Below are 17593 nucleotides of genomic sequence, written 5' to 3' on the forward strand. Positions count from 1 at the left end.
CAACTTATCCCTGAGTGGATTGCGCGGCGGCCGGAACGACCTCGACCGCCTGGTAGGGCTGCAGCACGGTGCTGCGCTGCTCGTGCAGCACCCAGCTGAAAGCGGTGTAGAGCAGGGCCAGGCCAGCGACCGTGGCCACCGCCACCAGCCAGCCGGGCACTATGCGCACCAGGCGCCGACGGCCGTCCTTGAGGCCCTGCCAGTGCGGCGACAGCTCGCGCGGAATGTCGCCGCGCAGCTGGCGGATCTGCCGGTACAGGCTGTCGCGGATCGCTTCCAGTTCGAGCATGCCGCGCGGCAGCACGCGGTATTTGCCCTCGAAGCCGAGCGACAGGCAGATGTACATCAGCTCGAGCATGGCCAGGTGCTTGACCGGGTTGCGCGACAGGTGCTCGAGCAGCTGGAAGAACTTCTCGCCGCCGAAGGTCTCGTTGTGAAAGCTCGACAGCAGGCTCATCTGCGACCAGGCGCTCTCGTTGCCCCAGGGCGTGGTCACCACCGCCTCGTCGACCACCGTGCACAGCACGTAGCGCGCGGCCATCACCTGGCCGCCCTCGGCGCCTTCCTGCAGGGCGCGGTGCTCGAACAGCTTGATCGCCACGTTGAGGCGTTCGTTGAGCGCCTGGAAGTTCTCCGCGCTGGCGCTGTTCTTCAGCCGCACCACTTCCGAGAGCAGCAGCGCGCTGGCGGCCACCAGCGGGTTGAAGCTGATGTTGAAGACTTCCGCCGGGCGCATGCGCGCGGCATACACCATGCGTTCCTCGAGCTGCTCCATGGGCGGTGCGGCAAAGTCGGTCAGCGGGCTGCGCGCCGCGCCGGCAGTCTGGCGGTTGAGGACGACGGTCTTGTCCTGTGCTTCCTTGATCATGTTCAGCTCCTGATCGCCCAGAATTTCAGCTCAAGCCCGGAGAAGTCCCCGGACACGTGGAAGGCAAACCCGCCCGAGCTTTCCAGTTGCGCCAGCTCTTCCGAGCCGAGCTCCAGGGCGAAGTAGGTCTTGTCCGAGTGGAAGGGGATCTGCCGCGGCGCCACCGGCAGCGGTTTCACCTTGATCCCCGGCAGGTGCAGGTTGACCAGCTGGCGGATGCGCTCCACCGCGCCGATCTTCAGGTGCGCCGGCAGGCGCTTGCGCAGCTCCTCGGAGTCGCACTGGGCGCTGGCGGCGAGGATGAACTCGGCGCTGGTCAGCAGCTTGTGGTCCTGCAGCGGCGAGACCTGGATGCCGTACTGGCGTTGCTGCAGCGGCAGCTCGATGGCGTGCTGTTCGAGCACCATCGACAGCACCTGGCGCAGCGCGTCCATCAGCTTGCGGAAGCTGCCGCCCTGGTCGTTGTGCAGGTAGCGGCTGTCCAGGCGCGGGCGCTTGTGGTCGCTGGCGAAGGTGGCCAGCTCGCCGAGCAGGCCGACCAGCTCGCGGTAGATGCGCTCCGGGTGCAGCTGCTCCAGCGACAGGTAATGGCGCAGCTGCGGCTCGTAGCGGTTGACCAGCTGCAGCATGAGGAAGTCACCGACTTCGGTATTGCCCAGCTTGCCGGCCGCGCGCACGCGCTCGGCGAGGATGTCGCCGCGGTGGCCGAGCATGCTGATCACTTCCTTGAGGTAGGCCAGCAATGTGTTCGACGCCTGCACATGGAGGAAGGTCGGGCTGAAGTCCGGGTCGAGCACGACCACCCCGTCCGGGCTGGTGTCGAGGATTTCCGCGACCTTGAGTTTGACGAAGGCCTGGTCGGTCTGCTGCTCGCCGAGCAGCAGGCGGAAGTCCGGACGGCCGCAGCTGACCTGGCTGGCGGCGCTGTCGCCGGCATTCGAGTCGGCCACGATCAGCTCCTGGGCGCGGTAGCGCGCCAGCACGTCTTGCTGCTCGGCGCGGCGGCTCTCGATGTGGTTGCCGGTGACCAGCGGCAGGGCCAGGTACACCGGGGTGGCCGAGGTGTTCGGCGGCACGTCGATGGCCAGCGGCTCGCGCGCGGCGTCGATCTCGAACAGGCTGCCGTCCGGCAGCACGCCGCCGGCCTGGCTCAGCACCAGCTTGCCCATGCCGAGGAACTGGCGGTCGATCTCCAGGCTGAAGAAGCCCCAGGGATAGACCTCCAGCAGGCGGGTACGGGCCTTGAGCTGGTGTTCGTAGTAACGGTCGCTTTGCTGGAAGTGCTGCGGGCGCAGGAGCATCCCTTCTTGCCAGACTACCTTGAGCATTTCCATGTGCTCAGTCCTCTTCCTGTGCGTCGCTCAGCGCCTGCAGGCCGCGCTTGTCCAGGCTCACGCCGGCCTGGTTGATCTCGCCTTCCTGCAGCGACACGACGAAGCGCCAGCTGGCCTCCGGCAGATCGCGGTAGGCGGCCACCACGCCGACGTAGCGGCTGCCCGGCTGCACCGCAAGTTTCAGTTCGCGGGTTTCGCCGGGGCGCACTTCCAGCTCCTCGAAGCTGACCAGGTCGGGCATCAGCGATTCCTTCGGGCGCTGGTAGAGGGAGAAGAAGTCGGCGTTGTTGAACGACGAGGGATTCTTCAGCTCCAGCAGGCGCACCACGATCGGCGAGGGGCGGCCGTGCAGGTCCGGGTTGAGGTCGTCGCTGGCGGCCAGGGTCAGGTCGAGCTTGGTCTTGTCCGAGAAGGGCGACAGGCTGGCGCAGCCGCCCAGGACGACGAGTAGAGGCAACAGGCTGAGGCTGATAAGACGGCGCATGGCATTCATCCTTGCTTTCATTCTTGGAAGTCGGTGTTGAGCGTGGCGATCAGGCGCACCTGCTCTTCGTAGGTCTTGGCGAAGTCGCGGGCGAACAGGCGCTGGCTCCAGTCGTCGTCCTGCTCGAGCAGGCGGTACTGGCGCTGGTAGGCGCGCCAGCGGCTGCCGGCGGTGGCCAGCAGCGGTTTGCGTTCCTGTTCGAAGCGCAGGGTGAGCTGCTCCGGGGCGAACTGGTCGAACAGGCCCTTGACCGCCGCGCGGCTGGCGGCGAACAGCGCCACCTGGTGCGCCTGCAGGTCGCGGAAGGCGCGGCCGACGGCCTGCTCGGCGGCCAGCTGGCTGGGCTTGTTGCTGCGCAACAGGGCCTGCAGCGCCTCGCTGGCATCGGCGCTGTGCTTGAGCGGGTTGTTGCCGGCGCTCTGCACGGTGGTCAGGGCCAGGCGCAGTTCGTTTTTCAGCTCGCCACGGGTGCGCAGGCTCTGCTGCAGGCCGCCAATGCTCTGCTTGAGCAGGCGTGCGGCATTCAGCGCCAGGGCCTGACGGCCGGCTTCGTCGAGGTCGTCGAGCGGCACGCCGAGGGCGTCGCCGAAGCGCTGCCAGAACGCCGCGTCCTGTGGCTCGCTGGCAACCGTCGGGCGCGGCTGCGCGCTCGGCTCGCTGACGCGCACGGCAATCGGCTCGGCAGCCACCGGCGCCTCCACCAGCTCCGGCAGCAGCAGGCTTTCCATGTCGATGCGCGCGTACTGGCTGCGCTCGAACTGTTCCTCCGGCTCCTGCACCAGGCCGGCGAATTCATCCAGGCTGCTGTAGCCGCGGGGGCGCTGTTCGAGGGCGGCGATCGGGTCGAGGTCGAGGAAGGCGTCATCCGGGATGATGCTGCCGGCCGCCTGGCGCTGGCCGATCTGCTCCTCGAACTGCGCCGGGTCCTGCAGCACGCGGGCGCGGATTTCCACCTCGCCCAGGCAGAACACGTCACCGTGCTGGATGCGCAGTGGCTCGCCATGGCGCAGGCTGGCGCCGCTGTCCTTGAGCTGGATGCCGTTGCTGCTGGTGTCGGTCAGGTAGAAGTGGCCGTCGCTGTAGCTGACCTGGGCATGCCGGCTGGAGAGGATGCGCTTGCTGTCGGGGATCGCCCAGTCGCAGTCCTCGCCGCGGCCGATCACGCCGCCGCTCTTCTTGAAACTCTTGCTGGTCAGCAGGCCGGGGGCGAATTGCTGGGCGCTGACGACGTCGAAAACCAGTTCCATGGTCTGTGTGCTCCTGGGTGTTACTTGGCGCGTTGTTCGGCTTGCGGATCGCCCAGCGGGCGGTAGTCGTCGTCGCTGGATTTGTAGTTGCCGCTGCAGCCGGCCAGGCCAAGCAGGACGGCCAGCAGGGTGGTAATCAGTGGGAGCGTTTTCATACGGAGTACCTTGTGTCCAGACATATTCGGTTTCTTGCAGCTAGCTGCCCTTGATGAAGAAATCTAAAAACTCATGCCGGCTTCAATATTTTCTTCGTAATTTGAGAGCGTTTTCATAACGCTCTCGTTGCCGGAGTATTTTTCTCTTAACTGCTTAAGCCTTTGGTCGGTGCCTTTGCAGTATTTATTGATATCGCTGATAACCCGGTTGAGCCGATCCGGCTCGGTAGGCTCAGGTATATCTCCACGTAGAGCATCACAGTTGTCCCTGCTACTTACGTAGTCGGAGACGTCGCTGGATTGGGAGTTGCCGGAGCAGCCGTCCAGGCAAAGCAAAGCGCTCAGCAGGGTGCCGATGAGTAGGTGAGTTTTCCGATGGAGTCCCTTGTGTTCAGGCATATGTGATTTCCCTATCCCGCGGCAGCCGTGCATGCAATGAGGTCTGCGATGGCTGATTACGCGGATGTTGCAACCAGCGGCTGATCAGGCTGTCGAGCAGCGGGTTGGCTGCCTGGGCGCCATAGAGCTCGGACTTACCAATACGTTGGTGAGAGAGTTGGGCTATGCGACCTAGCGTGGTGGGCAGGCGCTCTTTCTCGTCTTGTACCCGTTGCAGGGCGCGCTCCAGCTCCCGGCGTTTTTGCACCACGGAGCCGATGCGGTTGTCGCTACCTAGTGCTTCATAGCGGCGCCGCGCCTGGGCCTCCCAGGCCTCCAGGTTTTCTCGGTAGTGCGCGATTTCGCGCTCCAGCCAGCGGGCTTCACGGGCACTCAAGTAGGTGTTGGTGGCCGATTCGCTGGCGGCTTTCCAGCGCAGCAAGGTGGCGTGGCAAGCCGGGATATAGCTGGTCATGAAGTGCTGTTCGATGGATATCAGCTGCTTCATGAAGGCCGCGCGGTCAGGCATGTCTGCACCGGCCTTGGCGCCGTAATAGGCACAGCCGGCATCCTCGATACCGGAGCAGTCGGGCTGCCAGAGCACCGAGGTTTCTTCCTGTGCGCCAAGTGTCAGTGGCAGGAAGTGGTGCTGGTGGCCGTGATGCTGGAAAGGGTCGCCCTGCAGGTTCGCCACGCCTGCCAGAAACGCCAGTGCCCCGGGACCGGTGGCGCCGCCGATCAGGGCCACCGCGCCCGGTATCAACAGACGGTTGTCGGTATCCATCCAGGTGGTCGGTACGCTGGGGATGGGGTCGTTGTGGTTAACGATGCGGTGATGCACCAGCGCGCTGGCGCCTTCGACAAAGGCCCGGTCACCGGCGCGGGGAGCGCCGTAGGTGTAGAGCAGGACTTCTGCTTTAAGCTTTTTGTCACGACGTATCCATTCCGCCAAAAGCAATGCAATGGCCCCGCCCAGACTATGCCCGCAGACGACGATCTTATGGCCGGTGAAGAAGTTGGCTAGATAGGGAGTAACGAACTTTTTAACCGCTTGGAAGGCATCGTAGAAACCATGGTGCGCCTGACCTACGCCTTCCTTGTAAAGTACCTGGGCAGCGTCGATATCGCGCAGCAAGTCAGGTGGATTTTCCTGGGTGCCGCGTACGCCGATCAGGATCATGCGATCGTCGTGGCTGATATAAGCCTGAGTATTGGTGTCAGCGTGGTTAAGGCTGTGTAGCTCCCAGGGTTGCTTGCGTTCCGTGTCCTTGGTATAGCGCTGAGGATCATAGGGCACCACCTCCAGGCGTTTGGAATAGGGCACCTCTTCCAGTAGCGGGTAGTAACTGTCGACTTTGGCGAAGCGACCGGGCTCGTCGTTCGGCGCGCCGGTCTGGATCTCCGCCAGACGTGCATTCAACACATGGCCGATGCTACCGGGCTGCGGGTACGTCGGTTGTTCCTGGCCCGGCTTGAATACATGACCGAAATCGGCATAGGCCAGGGTGGTGAACAAGGCCAGCTGGTAAGCGTCCAGCGCGGAAAACTCGGGGGTCAGCGACAGCAGCGGGCGCCAGGCGCGCAAGGCTTTTACTTCCAGCACATGGTGGCGGTTGGGCAGCAAGGCCACGCCAAAGCTGGCGTTGGCCGCGCCATTGGCCGCCAGCACCGCCGAGGGGCGCGGCGCGAGAATGGTCGAGGCGGGCGGCAGATGGCTGGTCACCTCGACCAGATCGCGTACTTCCACCCGATAGAATTCAGCCTGTTCACGCGCACCACGGGCCGGGCTGGGGCTGGGTTGTTCGGTTGGGCGTCGGAGAGTCTGTTCGGCTGCGACCTGAAGGGCTGTGATGGGGAGGGCGTAACTTTCCCGAACCATTAAGCGTTCGTACCAAGTATCCACCCCCCCTTCATATGGCTTGGAGAGCTGAACTAGAGCAGGCCCGCAGTACATATTCTCGACCAGCGCATAACCATCGCTATCCAGAACACCGTCGTACTGCTCGCCCTGTGTGTCGACCAACTGGAACGTCAGCCCCGCATAGGGCCGGCCATCGCCGAACTCGTCGACCAAGCGCAGGCTCACCCATTGCTTGCGTAACGGGCACTGCTGGCCCTGTGCGGCAAGGGCCGCGGCAAATGTCTCGTCCATGAGCATCACTCCGTGCAGTTCGGATAGACCGTGCATTCACGGCCATTCATCTGGAAGGTTCTGAATGTTGGTGGGTTTTGGCAGCGCAGGTACTTGTCGGTTTCTATGCAGGGCTTCCAGCCAGACTCGGTGTTCAACCAAGTCCCTCGATAGAACGGGCGCTCTTCTTCGGACTGCTGGAACTCCACCCTTACGGTCTTGCCATCCAGTTCATCCCGCCGTAGTGCAGTGCCCACGCCGCTGCGCTTGTCATAGTCCTGGGGCACCTGCCAGTGCTCGTCGGCCTTGTGGCAAGTCAGGATCTTCACCAGGGAATTGGTCTTGCCGATCAAACGAAACAGCCACATACATGTGCCGCGCAGCTCACGCACGCCGCTGGCGGGGAAGTGCGGCACCGTTGCCGGTGGGTCGTCGTAAACCCTCAGCCCGGAACTATAGGTACCGGTGCCGAAGTCGCCTGAGGCATAGGTGATATAGATGTTGAGTTGCACGGCCTCCAGCTTCATCTCGCAGCCGGCCTCGTGGTAGGCCAGCGGGATGCGGTAGCTGAAGGTCTGCGCCTCGGCCTTGCTGCCGGTTTCTTCCTGCTCGATATGCTTGCGCGGCATCTCCCCGCCCGCATTGGGGCTGTAGAAGGTGCAGGCGGCGGGTCGCTCGGGCTGGTAGTAGGCGGTGTACTGCAGGCTCGAAGCCGGCGGCAGGCTACCCTCCAGGGTGAAGCGGGTGAGGCTGGGGTAGCCGGTAGCGCTGATCACCCCTTCCTTGGCGGCGTTGCCGAGCAAGGAGCAGGCCGACAGGAGTGATATGGATAACAGCAAAATACAGCGCTTCATACGGATTGCTCCATGTGTGAGGGCTGGCTGAAAAACAAACGGCAACGTGTGAAGTGGCTGTCGCAGCTTTCCTCCGGCAAGGGCTGCCAGCCGGGGCTGGAGAGCAGGGGACCACGTCTTGTGCTCAGCAGAAAGGCCACTTGCTCTGGCGCAAGCCAGCCCCAGTCATCCGTTAGGGTGAGCGACTCTTCGAGCCAGCTGCGCACATTGCAGTGCCTGGCCAGCACAGAGGTTTCTTCCGGTTGGTTTTCCCATAGCCATTGCTCGAGATTGGCGAGGCGGGTTTCCTGCCGAATGGCGCTGGGCTCCGGGTATAACCAGGGTGCAGGTTGGCTATAGGAAGCAGGGCCTGATTGTGGATTTTCATGGCTGTGCCATGCCTCGCCGTCCCAGCACAGCACGCTGTTCAATGGGCCGAGCAACTGCGGTAGTAGTTGCTGCTCTTTTAGATGAGTCAGGCTGCGGGCCATTACCCGGTTGTCCTGAAAGCGGTAGAGCGAGCGCTGCCCCTCTTCGTCGATCAGCAGGCGCGCGCGCCAGTGTTGGGTGAGGAGCGGCAGATCGATGTGCGGCGTACTGGCCAGCCAGCCCCAGTTACGCTGCGGTGTCTCGAGCAGGCTGTACACAAGCGCGGCGCCTGGGTTGCTCAAGCGCACCAGACAGGGGCCGATATCCGCCAGGTCTGCAAACTCGGTGCCTTGATAGAGATTGACGTAGTCCTGCATCAGGTCTGCGCTGAACAGTTCCTTGATCGGATCCGGCTCGGCCAGGCGGTCAATCACCAGCAGCAGTTCACGCTGTTGGGATAGCTGTTCATTGAGCCAGCTTTGCGCTGTTTCGATCATGTGCGAGCCCCTGTTGCACACAAACCTTCCCGGCATGCTTCGCAAATCGGGCAACGACTTGCGCCGAGCAGGCGTGCCTTGCGCGCCATTTGCAGTTGGGCGTTGGCCAGGGCGAGCTTGGGTTTTGCCCCCGTGTTATCTTGATCCACCGCTCCCGGAATCACCGGGCTGAGTATGCGGATGCCCAAGCCGCTGCCCGGTGTACCCCCGGAGTTGATCTTCACCGTCGCGCCGCTGAGGGTGATGCCGCTGGGGTCTAGCTTGAGGAAGCTGCCGCCGCCCTTGGCGGTGAGCTCCATGCCGGCGTCGATCACTACCTTGCTGCCAGCGTGGTAGTGGATCTCATTGCCGGCTTCGACGAACTGGCCGGTACCGATCTTCACGTGCTGGTTGTTGGCCACGGTGAGGTGGTCGTTGGCGCGCACTTCCACCTTGCGGTCGCGGTGGGTGGTGCGGTGCTCCTCGGCTTTCAATTCGGTGTAGCTGTTGGCTTCGACCGTGTCGTGGCGCTCGTGGCCGATGCGGATCTTCTGGTCGTTTTCAACGTTTTCGTCCCAGTCCTTCTGCGCGTGCAGGTAGATCTGTTCCTGGCCCTTGCGATCCTCGATGCGCAGCTCGTTGTAGCCGCCACCGCCGGGGCTGCTGAGGGTCTTGAATAGCGTGCGGGTCTTGTTCGCCGGCAGGTCGTAGGGCACCACGTGTTCGGCGTGGTACAGGCAGCCGGTGACCAGTGGCTGGTCGGGGTCGCCTTCGAGGAAGGTGACCAGTACTTCCATGCCGACCCGCGGGATGGCGATGCCGCCGTAGCGGTCGCCGGCCCAGCTGCTGGCCACGCGCAGCCAGCAACTGGTCTGGTCGTCGGCCAGGCCCTCGCGGTCCCAGTGGAATTGCACTTTCACCCGGCCGTACTGATCGCAGTGGATTTCCTCGCCTTTGGGGCCGGTGACCACGGCGGTCTGGCTGCCCAGCACCTTGGGTTTGTGGTGTTCCTGTGGTGGGCGGAAGGGGGCGGCCCAGGGCGTGGCGCGGAAGCGGTTGCGGTAGCCCTGGTGGAAGCCGTCCGAGCTGCCGGAGACACCCTCACCCCCGGCCCCTCTCCCAGAGGGAGAGGGGCGGTTGGTGATCGACTCTTCCAGCACCTGCGGCTGCTTGCCTTCGTGCCACACCTCGCACAGCAGCCACAGGTCGTTGAACTGCGCGCAGGGGTGCTGTTGCAGGCTGAGGAAGTGGCCGCTGGCCAGGCGTGCGTCGCTTTTGCCTTCGGCCTGGGTGTAATCGCTGCGCAGGCGCTCCAGGGTGCGCCCGGCCAGGTGCTTGCCGCGTGCGCGCTCGGTGAAGCGCCCGGGAAAGTCGTAGATCTCCAGGCTCGGCTGGAACGCACTGTTCTGGGTGGCTTGCAGAGTCAGGCGCGGCTTCTCGAAGTCGTAATCGCGGAAGCTGGCCTGGGTGCTGCGCGTGGCCAGGCGCACGTTGAACGCACGCACCACCGCCTGCTCGGCGGCCAGGCCGCTGTCCTGCTGGTAGTTGAGCGCCGGCAGCTTGCGGAACACCGTCTGGTCGTCGCCGAATACCAGCGCATGGGCATTCTCGCCGTGCTGGAAGTGGAAGCTGATGCCCTCCTCTTCGCACAGGCGCTGGATGAAGAACAGGTCGGATTCGTCGTACTGGGTGCAGTAGTCACGCGCGGGGTAGACGCTGCCAAGCTGGAACTTGTAGGCGCCCTGTTGGATGCCGTGTTCCTCGAGCAGTTGCGCGATGATCTGCGGCACGCTCAGCTGCTGGAAGATGCGCTGGTTATGGCGATGCTGCAGGTAGACCAGCTGCGGCTTAAGGCTGATGCGGTAGCGGGTCAGGCGCTTGCCGGAGTCGCCCTGTTCGATGGCGTAGACCAGGCCATGCACGCCGCCGCCAGAGGGGCCGAAGGCGAGAAAGGCCGGCTGGTTGAGCAGCGCCTGCAGATCCAGCTGCGGGTCCTGGCTGACCAGCTCGATATCGAACTGGTACGGCTGGTTGAGCGCCTCGCGGCCCTCGAATGCGAGAACCTGCAGGTCGCTGCTGATGCCCTGAATGCTCAGGGTGATGTGAGCGCTATTGGCTGCCGTAAACATGATCGCTCCTTGATCTTCAGACATCGGCCGGGCTGATCTTCAGCCGGTCCATGCGGTACAGCAGGGTGCGTCGCGGCAGGCCCAGTTCGCGGGCGGCCTGGCTCTGGTTGCCGCGGTTCTTGCGCAGGCAGTCGAGCAGCAGGTTGCGTTCGACCCGCTCCAGGCGTTCGCGCAGGTTCATGCAGTTGTCTTCGACCGGGTTGGCCGGGTGCAGGTTGAAGTGCTCGGGCAGCAGTTCGTCGCCTTCGCACAGCAGCACGGCGCGCGCGATCAGGCCCTTGAGCTCGCGCACGTTGCCGGGGAAGGCGTAGCCGGCCAGGTGGTCCAGCGCCGCCTCGGACCAGCGATAGGCATCGCGCTGCAGGAAGCAGGCGGCCTCGGTGGCGAAGTGGCGGGCCAGCTGGAGGATGTCTTCGGCACGCTCGCGCAGCGGCGGCAGGGCGATGGGGAAGTGCGACAGGCGATAGAACAGGTCTTCGCGAAAGCGTCCGTCTTCGACCAGCGCGCGCAGGTCGCGGTGGGTGGCGGCGATGATGCGTACATCGACCTTGTGCGTGGCGGTGCTGCCCAGCGGGCGCACTTCGCCTTCCTGCAGCACGCGCAGCAGCTTGGCCTGCAGGGCCAGCGGCATGTCGCCGATCTCGTCGAGAAACAGGGTGCCGCCGTCGGCGGCGTCGAACAGGCCCTTGCGGTCGCGCTCGGCGCCGGTGAAGGCGCCCTTGCGGTAGCCGAACAGCTCGCTCTCCAGCAGGTTCTCCGGCAGCGAGGCGCAGTTCTGCACGATGAATGCCTGGCTGCGGCGGAAACCACAGTCGTGGATGGCGCGGGCGACCACTTCCTTGCCGGTGCCGGTCTCGCCGGTGAGCAGCACGCTGACCGGGTTGTGCAGCACCTTGCCGACCAGCTGGTAGACCGCACGCATCGGCGCGCTGCTGCCGATCAGGCCGTAGCCGCTGCTTGGCAGGCTGGCCGGCGTGGTGCTGAGCGGCGTGGCCTGCGACGCGCGCAGGCGTTGCAGCAGCTGGTGCTGGGTCAGGGCGAAGGTGCCGAGGCTGGCCAGCGAGCCGGCGAAACCTTCCAGTTCGCGGATCGCGTGGCTGGCCAGCAGCAGCAGGCCGCCGACGCGGCCCTGCTCGTCCTGCAGCGGCAGGCACAGCAGGCTGCGCCAGGCTTGGTCGCGGGCCGGCAGGAAGCTGGTTTCGTGCAGGTTGTGGTCGAGGTTGGCCAGGCTCAGGTGGCGGTTCTGGCACAGGCAGTACTGCAGCAGCTGCTCGCCGTCGTAGTCGCTGGGCAGGCTGGCGCTGTGCTCGGGATGCGCCTGGCCATCCAGCCATTCGCCGGCCAGGGTCAGGCGGGTGTGGGTGCTGTCGAGCAGGTACAGCTGGCTCAGTTCGCAACTCGCGAGCTGCGCGGCGGCCTGCACCAGGCCGGCCGGCAGGTCGTCGGCCTTGGCCAGGCGCGACAGCTGGCCGAACTGCTCCAGCAGGGCCTCGGCATAGGGCAGCGGCTGGGCGATGCGCTGCAGCAGCTGGGGTGGCTCAGGCAGCTGGGGCGGCAGGCGTTCAGGCGAATTCACAGACCAGCGCTCCTTCACCGTCGAGGGTGGCGTGCACCTGCTGCAGGCTTTCGCCGGCGGCCATGGCATCCAGCAGGCGGTCGGCGATCTGCGGCAACAGCTGTTGTTCCAGCAACTGGTCGATCAGCCGCGCGCCGCTGTCGTTGTGCTGGCAGCGCGCGGCCAGGTGGCCGAGCAGCGCCGGGTGGTGGCTGAAGCCCAGCTGGCGGCGCGCCAGGCGTTCGCCGAGGCGCGCCAGCTTGAGCGCCACCAGCTCCTCGAGCACGCTGCCGGCCACCGGGTAGTAGGGCACCACGCGCATGCGCGCCAGCAGCGCCGGCTTGAAGTGACGGCTCAGGGCCGGGCGGATGGCCTGCTCCAGTTGCTCGGCGGCCGGGCGCTGCTCGTCGCTGCAAAGCTGGGCGATCTGCTCGCTGGCCAGGTTGCTGGTCATCAGGATCAGGCAGTTGCGGAAGTTGATCTCGCGCCCTTCGCCGTCGTTGGCCACGCCCTTGTCGAAGATCTGGTAGAAGACGTTCATCACGTCCGGGTCGGCCTTCTCCACCTCGTCGAGGAGGATCACCGAGTAGGGCTTCTGTCGCACCGCCTCGGTGAGCATGCCGCCCTCGCCGTAGCCGACGTAGCCGGGCGGCGCGCCGATCAGCCGGGAAACCGTGTGCTTCTCCTGGAACTCGGACATGTTGATGGTGGTGAGGAAGCGCTCGCCGCCGTACAGCAGGTCGGCCAGGGCCAGGGCGGTCTCGGTCTTGCCGACGCCGCTGGGGCCGACCAGCAGAAATACGCCGACCGGCGCATCGTCCTTGTTCAGGCCGGCGGCGCTGGCGCGCATGGCGCGGTCGAGGGCCACTACCGCCTGCTCCTGGCCGCGCACGCGCTGGCGCAGGTCATGGGCGAAACCGGCCACCTTGGCGTTGTGTTCGCGGGCCAGCTGGCTCAGCGGCACGCCGGTCCAGTGGCTGATCACCTCGGCCACCAGGCGCGGGCAGACTTCATGGCTGACCAGGCGCTCGGCGGCCTGGGCCGCAGCCAGCTCGGCCTGAATGGCGCGCAGTTCGGCTTCCAGTTCGGCCAGCTCCGGCTGGGGTTCGGCGTTGTCGTCGCGGGCTACGTCAGTGCTGCCCAGACGGGCGCTGGCGCACTGCTGGCGCAGTTGCAGCAGGCGTTCGGCGAGTTGGCGCTGCTCGTCCCAGCGGCTGTTCAGCTGTTGCAGTTCGGTGGCGGCCTGCAGCAGGCGGTTTTCCAGCTGATCGAGGGCCTCGCCATCGATCGGCAGGCCGGCATCCAGGTCGCGGCGCAGGGCTTCGCGCTGGCGCTGGCCTTCGGCGATCTCGCCGCGCAGGCGTTCCAGCGCTTCCGGGGCGGCGGCCAGGCTGATGCGTACGCGCGCGCAGGCGGTGTCGAGTACATCGACGGCTTTGTCCGGCAGTTGGCGACCGGCCAGGTAGCGCGCCGACAGCTCGGCGGCGGCCACCACGGCGTCGTCACGCAGGTAGATGCCGTGGCTCTTCTCGTACACCGGGGCCAGGCCACGGAGGATGGTCACGGCTTCCTGGACGGTCGGCTCGTGCAGCTGCACCGGCTGGAAACGCCGGGCCAGGGCCGGGTCCTTCTCGAAGTACTTCTTGTATTCGCTCCAGGTGGTGGCGGCGATGGTGCGCAACTCGCCACGGGCCAGGGCCGGCTTGAGCAGGTTGGCGGCGTCCGAGCCACCGGCCTGGCCGCCGGCGCCGATCAGGGTGTGGGCCTCGTCGATAAACAGGATGATCGGCTTGGCCGATCCCTTCACTTCGTCGATTACCCCCTGCAGGCGCCGTTCGAACTCGCCTTTGACGCTGGCGCCGGCCTGCAGCAGGCCCATGTCCAGGCACAGCAGCTCGACGCCCTTGAGCACCTCCGGCACTTCGCCGCTGGCGATGCGCAGGGCCAGGCCCTCGACTATGGCGGTCTTGCCGACGCCGGCCTCGCCGACCACGATCGGGTTGTTTTTGCGCCGGCGGGCGAGGATATCGATCATCTGGCGGATCGCCCCGTCGCGGCACAGCACCGGGTCGAGCTTGCCGTCGCGGGCCTGCTGGGTGAAGTTGTGGGTGAAGCGTTGCAGGTTGGATTCACCCGGCGCGGCGGCTTTGCCGGCGGCGGTTTGCGGCTGCTGGCTGAGGGCGAAGTCGCGCAGGCGCTCGGCGTTGATCTTCGCCAGCAGCGGCTGGTAGTGGCTGCCGGCATAGCGCATGGGGTTGCGCAGCAGGGCCAGGATCAGCGCGGCCTGCTGCACCTGGCTCTGGCCCAGCTCCAGGTTGGCCACCAGCAGGGCGTCCTGCAGCCATTGCACCAGCTCGGCGGAGAACACCGGGTTGCGCGAGGCGCTGTGTTCGCCGCGCGGTTGCAGGGCGCTGGCGAGGGCGCCGGCATCCACTTCGGCATCCTGCAGGGCACGAGCCAGCAGGCCGTGCGGGCGTTCGAGCAGGCCGAGCAGCAGGTCTTCCACCAGGATCTTGTTGCCACCGCGCTGCAGGCAGCGCTCGGCGGCGCCTTCGAGGTCGCGGCGGGTGTCGGCGTCCAGTGCCTGCACCAACTGTTGTAGGTCGACGTTGATCATTCTCTCTGTCCTTAGTGAGTCATGCTGCCGATGGTGACCACACCATCGGCCTGTTCGTGGCCGAGCCAGCTGGTCCAGCCGAGGTGGCAGGGGTTGCCGGCGCCGATGCGCAGCTCGCGGATTTCCTCGTGGCGCAGGGCCAGGCGGATGTCGTAGTCGAGCGGGTCGCGCAGGGTGAAGCGCACCAGCGCGCACAGTGGCTGGTAGCCCGTGCCGATCGGCAGGAATTCGTGGAAACGTGCCCAGCTGAGCTGGCGGATATGGATGCGGAACTTGCCGCCGCGGTCGCGCACCCGCTCGCCGAGCACCAGACTTTCGCCCAGCTGGCTGTTGGCCAGGCCGAGGCGGTTGCGCTGCTCGCCGATGATCTGTACCTGGCGCTCGACGCACTGCTCGATGCGCAGGTCGGCGTGCTTGAAGTAGTAGCGCAGCACCGCCTCGACCAGCGCCGCCGAGTGGGCGCGCAGGCTGAGCAGGCCGAGGTAGGGCAGCAGGCGCTTCCAGTTGAGGTCCTCGGCGGCGCGGATCTGCTCGCCGCCGAGGCCGATCAGGGCGAACAGTTGGCTGGAGAACACGTCGCTGGCGCCGCGCTGAAAGCGCGCGTAGTAGCGGTATTTCTGCCAGATCGGCAGGAGCAGGCGCTGCAGGCGGTTGTTGAACAGGTCGAGGAATTCGCGGGTCGGGTTGCCGTCCGGGTTGTCGCCTAGCGCCTGTTCGCCATAGAAGGCCGGCAGCGGCGAACCGGCGCCGAACAGGCTGACCAGGTTGATGCGCAGCTGCGCGCGCAGCTCGCCGTGTTCCTCGAAGAACTGCACGCGATCGATATCGCTGCCGGGGAAGCCCAGGCTGGGGTTGGCCTGGAATTCCAGGCGCTCGTACAGCTGCTCCTCATCCAGTTCGGGATGGGCAGTGCGCAAGCGGTCCAGCACCAGCAGCACACCCTGGAACAGGCTGTACTCGCGGATGCCCCGGCTGAGCCGGTTCAGAGCAGGGGCTGCTGCCCCATGCGCGGCGTCCATCGGTACACCTCTCCCTGTGTGCTGTGTACGCGCAGCTCGTGGTAGCTGTTGAGGCTGGCGTAGAGGGCAAAGAATTCGTTGAGCACCGAGGCGAACAGGAACAGGTCCCCTTCGCCCAGGTAGCCGTCCTGGTCCATGGTCAATTCGGTGCGCACGCCGCGGATCGGCAGGCCGCGATGCAGGCGGTCGACATGCTGGTGGGCGATCTTCTTCAGACCACCGAGCAGGCGCTGGCTGACCTTCAGCGCGTGCTGGTCGTAGTGGCGCGGCAGGTCGTAGGTCTCGAGGATCACCTTGAGCGCCTCGACGTTGGCCAGCGACAGGTAGTTCAGCGACATGTTGCTGATCAGCTTCCACAGGTAGTCGCGGTGCAGCGGCGGCGCGTAGCTCGGCGTGACCGCGCTGATGTTGCGGAAGGTGAGGAATTCCGGAGTGTCTTCGCTGGGCAGGCAGATAGCGCCCAGGCCCAGCTGGCGCGGCAGGTTCTGGTTGGTGCAGGTCAGCTCGATGGACAGGGTTTCCTGCTGATCCTGCTGGCGCATGCCGAAGCTCAGCCAGGTTTCCAGGCCGTCGCCGAGCATCGATGGCTGCTGGCGCACGCTGTAGTGCGGGCGGGCCTTGGGCACGTCGAAGCTGGCGTCGTGCTCGAAGGATTCGAACGGCACGTATTCCTCGTAGCCCATGCCGCCGGGCTTCCAGCCGGTCACCCGGTCCACCGAAAACACCGCGCAGTGGCGCGTCTCGAATTCGGCCGGCAGCAGCAGGTACTGATCCTGCTTGCCGTCCAGGCGGATCGGGATGGCGTCGTGGGCGAACAGGTTGACCACCGGCGTGCAGTACAGGCGCACGTTGTCCAGGGTCGGGCGGATGCGCTGCAGGCCGGTCTTCTGGATATCGAAGCGCAGCTCCAGGCCGCGCGCACGCTCCAGCAGTTCGGCCGGCTGGCGCTTGAGCAGCTCGAGGCCCTTGAGCTCGACGAACAGGAACTTGTCCTGGAAGGCGAAGTATTCCTGCAGGTGGCGGTAGCCGCGGAAGGTGTTCAGCGGGTAGGGCACCAGTGCCTCGTCTTCGGCGAAGCCCACCGCCTCGACCTTGTTGGCAGCCAGGGCGAAGCCGGGCAGCGGCTGGTCGTAGGCATCCTTGAGCGGCTTGCCCTCGCCATCCAGCAACACCAGCTGGATGCCGCCGAGGTGGCGCAGCAGGCCGAGGTAGAGCAGCTGGCTGATATAGCGCTCGCCGGCCAGGTGCAGGCGCAGTTTGCTCAGCTCGACTTCGCCGAGGTGGCCATCGGCGCTCATGCCCAGGCGCAGGCTGAGCAGCGCGCCGTCGCCCTTCACCGAGTAGTCCAGGCCGTTCAGCGCCAGCGGCAGCACCTCGCAGGCGAAGGCGGTGCGGAAGCGGCAGGTCACGCCTTCGATGGCCTTGGCTTCCACCGGCGTATGCCGCGGCACGGCGATGGCCGGGCCGGGACGCTTGAGCGGGTCGAACTGCAGCATGCTGAAGGCCGGCAGCGGGCGCATGTAGTTCGGCCACAGCAGGTGCATCAGCGAGTGGGTCAGCTCCGGCAACTCGTCGTCGAGCTTCTGCCGCAGGCGCCCGCTGAGAAAGGCGAAGCCTTCCAGCAGCCGCTCCACATCCGGGTCGCGCCCGGCCTGACCAAGAAACGGCGCCAGCGCCGGGCTGCGCTCGGCAAAGCGCTTGCCCAGTTGGCGCAGGGCGGAGAGTTCGCTCTGGTAGTAGTGGTTGAAGGACATCAGGACTCATTCCTTGAGTACGAAGTCAGCGCTTTTTGCGTCGTAGCAAGAAAACTGGCGCTGTAGTGAGTAGAGCGGCTATCAGTGCCGGGATAAAAGCCGCCATTCCTCCTGTGGGCAGTCGCTCTGCCAAGTGTCCGGCTCCAAGCCAGAGAACTATGGTTATTAGCGGATTTGCCACTAGCCCAAGCACAATCCAGACCCCATAAAACATCCATGACCTGTTGTGCTTCTTGAGAGCGAA

At 65.6% G+C, this 17593-nt stretch carries 14 protein-coding genes; all 14 read right to left on the reverse strand.

Translation table 11 applies throughout. The annotated features are described in order from the left end of the window. Positions 1–4: 4 nt before the first annotated feature. Positions 5–868, reverse strand: a complete 864-nt coding sequence (icmH, locus tag GV001_RS01615) for a type IVB secretion system protein IcmH/DotU (protein WP_160077469.1) — start codon at positions 866–868, stop codon at positions 5–7. 2 nt (positions 869–870) lie between these two features. After that, the gene (tssK, locus tag GV001_RS01620; RefSeq protein WP_160077471.1) at positions 871–2202 is read right to left on the reverse strand and encodes a type VI secretion system baseplate subunit TssK; all 1332 of its coding nucleotides are present in this window, start codon (positions 2200–2202) and stop codon (positions 871–873) included. 4 nt (positions 2203–2206) lie between these two features. Then, positions 2207–2686 (reverse strand): type VI secretion system lipoprotein TssJ, encoded by a 480-nt coding sequence (gene tssJ, locus GV001_RS01625; RefSeq protein WP_160077473.1) that lies wholly within the window; start codon positions 2684–2686, stop codon positions 2207–2209. Positions 2687–2703: 17 nt separating this feature from the next. Next, positions 2704–3933 (reverse strand): type VI secretion system-associated FHA domain protein TagH, encoded by a 1230-nt coding sequence (tagH, locus tag GV001_RS01630; protein ID WP_160077475.1) that lies wholly within the window; start codon positions 3931–3933, stop codon positions 2704–2706. 20 nt (positions 3934–3953) lie between these two features. Then, positions 3954–4088: a type VI secretion protein gene (locus GV001_RS01635; protein WP_160077477.1), complete on the reverse strand. Its 135-nt coding sequence runs from the start codon at positions 4086–4088 to the stop codon at positions 3954–3956. A gap of 63 nt (positions 4089–4151) precedes the next feature. Further along, positions 4152–4487 (reverse strand): hypothetical protein, encoded by a 336-nt coding sequence (locus tag GV001_RS01640; RefSeq protein WP_256664843.1) that lies wholly within the window; start codon positions 4485–4487, stop codon positions 4152–4154. Further along, positions 4480–6618 carry a lipase family protein gene (locus GV001_RS01645; RefSeq protein ID WP_160077479.1) on the reverse strand — a complete coding sequence of 713 codons (2139 nt, stop codon included), beginning with the start codon at positions 6616–6618 and terminating at the stop codon, positions 4480–4482. The genes GV001_RS01640 and GV001_RS01645 overlap by 8 nt, the downstream gene beginning before the upstream one ends. Positions 6619–6623: 5 nt before the next feature. Further along, a complete protein-coding gene (locus GV001_RS01650; RefSeq protein ID WP_160077481.1) occupies positions 6624–7451 on the reverse strand; it encodes a hypothetical protein in 828 nt (275 codons plus the stop codon). Further along, positions 7448–8296 carry a DUF4123 domain-containing protein gene (locus GV001_RS01655; RefSeq protein WP_160077483.1) on the reverse strand — a complete coding sequence of 283 codons (849 nt, stop codon included), beginning with the start codon at positions 8294–8296 and terminating at the stop codon, positions 7448–7450. Before GV001_RS01655 ends, GV001_RS01650 begins: the two co-directional genes overlap by 4 nt. Further along, positions 8293–10404, reverse strand: coding sequence for a type VI secretion system tip protein VgrG (locus tag GV001_RS01660; protein ID WP_160077485.1), 2112 nt, complete (start codon positions 10402–10404; stop codon positions 8293–8295). The genes GV001_RS01655 and GV001_RS01660 overlap by 4 nt, the downstream gene beginning before the upstream one ends. 16 nt (positions 10405–10420) lie before the next feature. Next, positions 10421–11932: a sigma-54-dependent Fis family transcriptional regulator gene (locus GV001_RS01665; RefSeq protein ID WP_160083113.1), complete on the reverse strand. Its 1512-nt coding sequence runs from the start codon at positions 11930–11932 to the stop codon at positions 10421–10423. Between the two features lie 34 nt (positions 11933–11966). After that, a complete protein-coding gene (gene tssH / locus GV001_RS01670) occupies positions 11967–14576 on the reverse strand; it encodes a type VI secretion system ATPase TssH (RefSeq protein WP_160077487.1) in 2610 nt (869 codons plus the stop codon). Positions 14577–14587: 11 nt separating this feature from the next. After that, complete coding sequence (gene tssG / locus GV001_RS01675) at positions 14588–15595, reverse strand: type VI secretion system baseplate subunit TssG (protein WP_160077489.1); 1008 nt, start codon at positions 15593–15595, stop codon at positions 14588–14590. Then, positions 15559–17349 (reverse strand): type VI secretion system baseplate subunit TssF, encoded by a 1791-nt coding sequence (gene tssF / locus GV001_RS01680; RefSeq protein WP_160077491.1) that lies wholly within the window; start codon positions 17347–17349, stop codon positions 15559–15561. Before tssF ends, tssG begins: the two co-directional genes overlap by 37 nt. Between the last annotated feature and the right edge of the window lie 244 nt (positions 17350–17593).

Origin of the sequence: Pseudomonas sp. 8AS (genome assembly GCF_902506505.1) — a bacterium.
In the GTDB taxonomy this organism is placed as follows: domain Bacteria; phylum Pseudomonadota; class Gammaproteobacteria; order Pseudomonadales; family Pseudomonadaceae; genus Aquipseudomonas.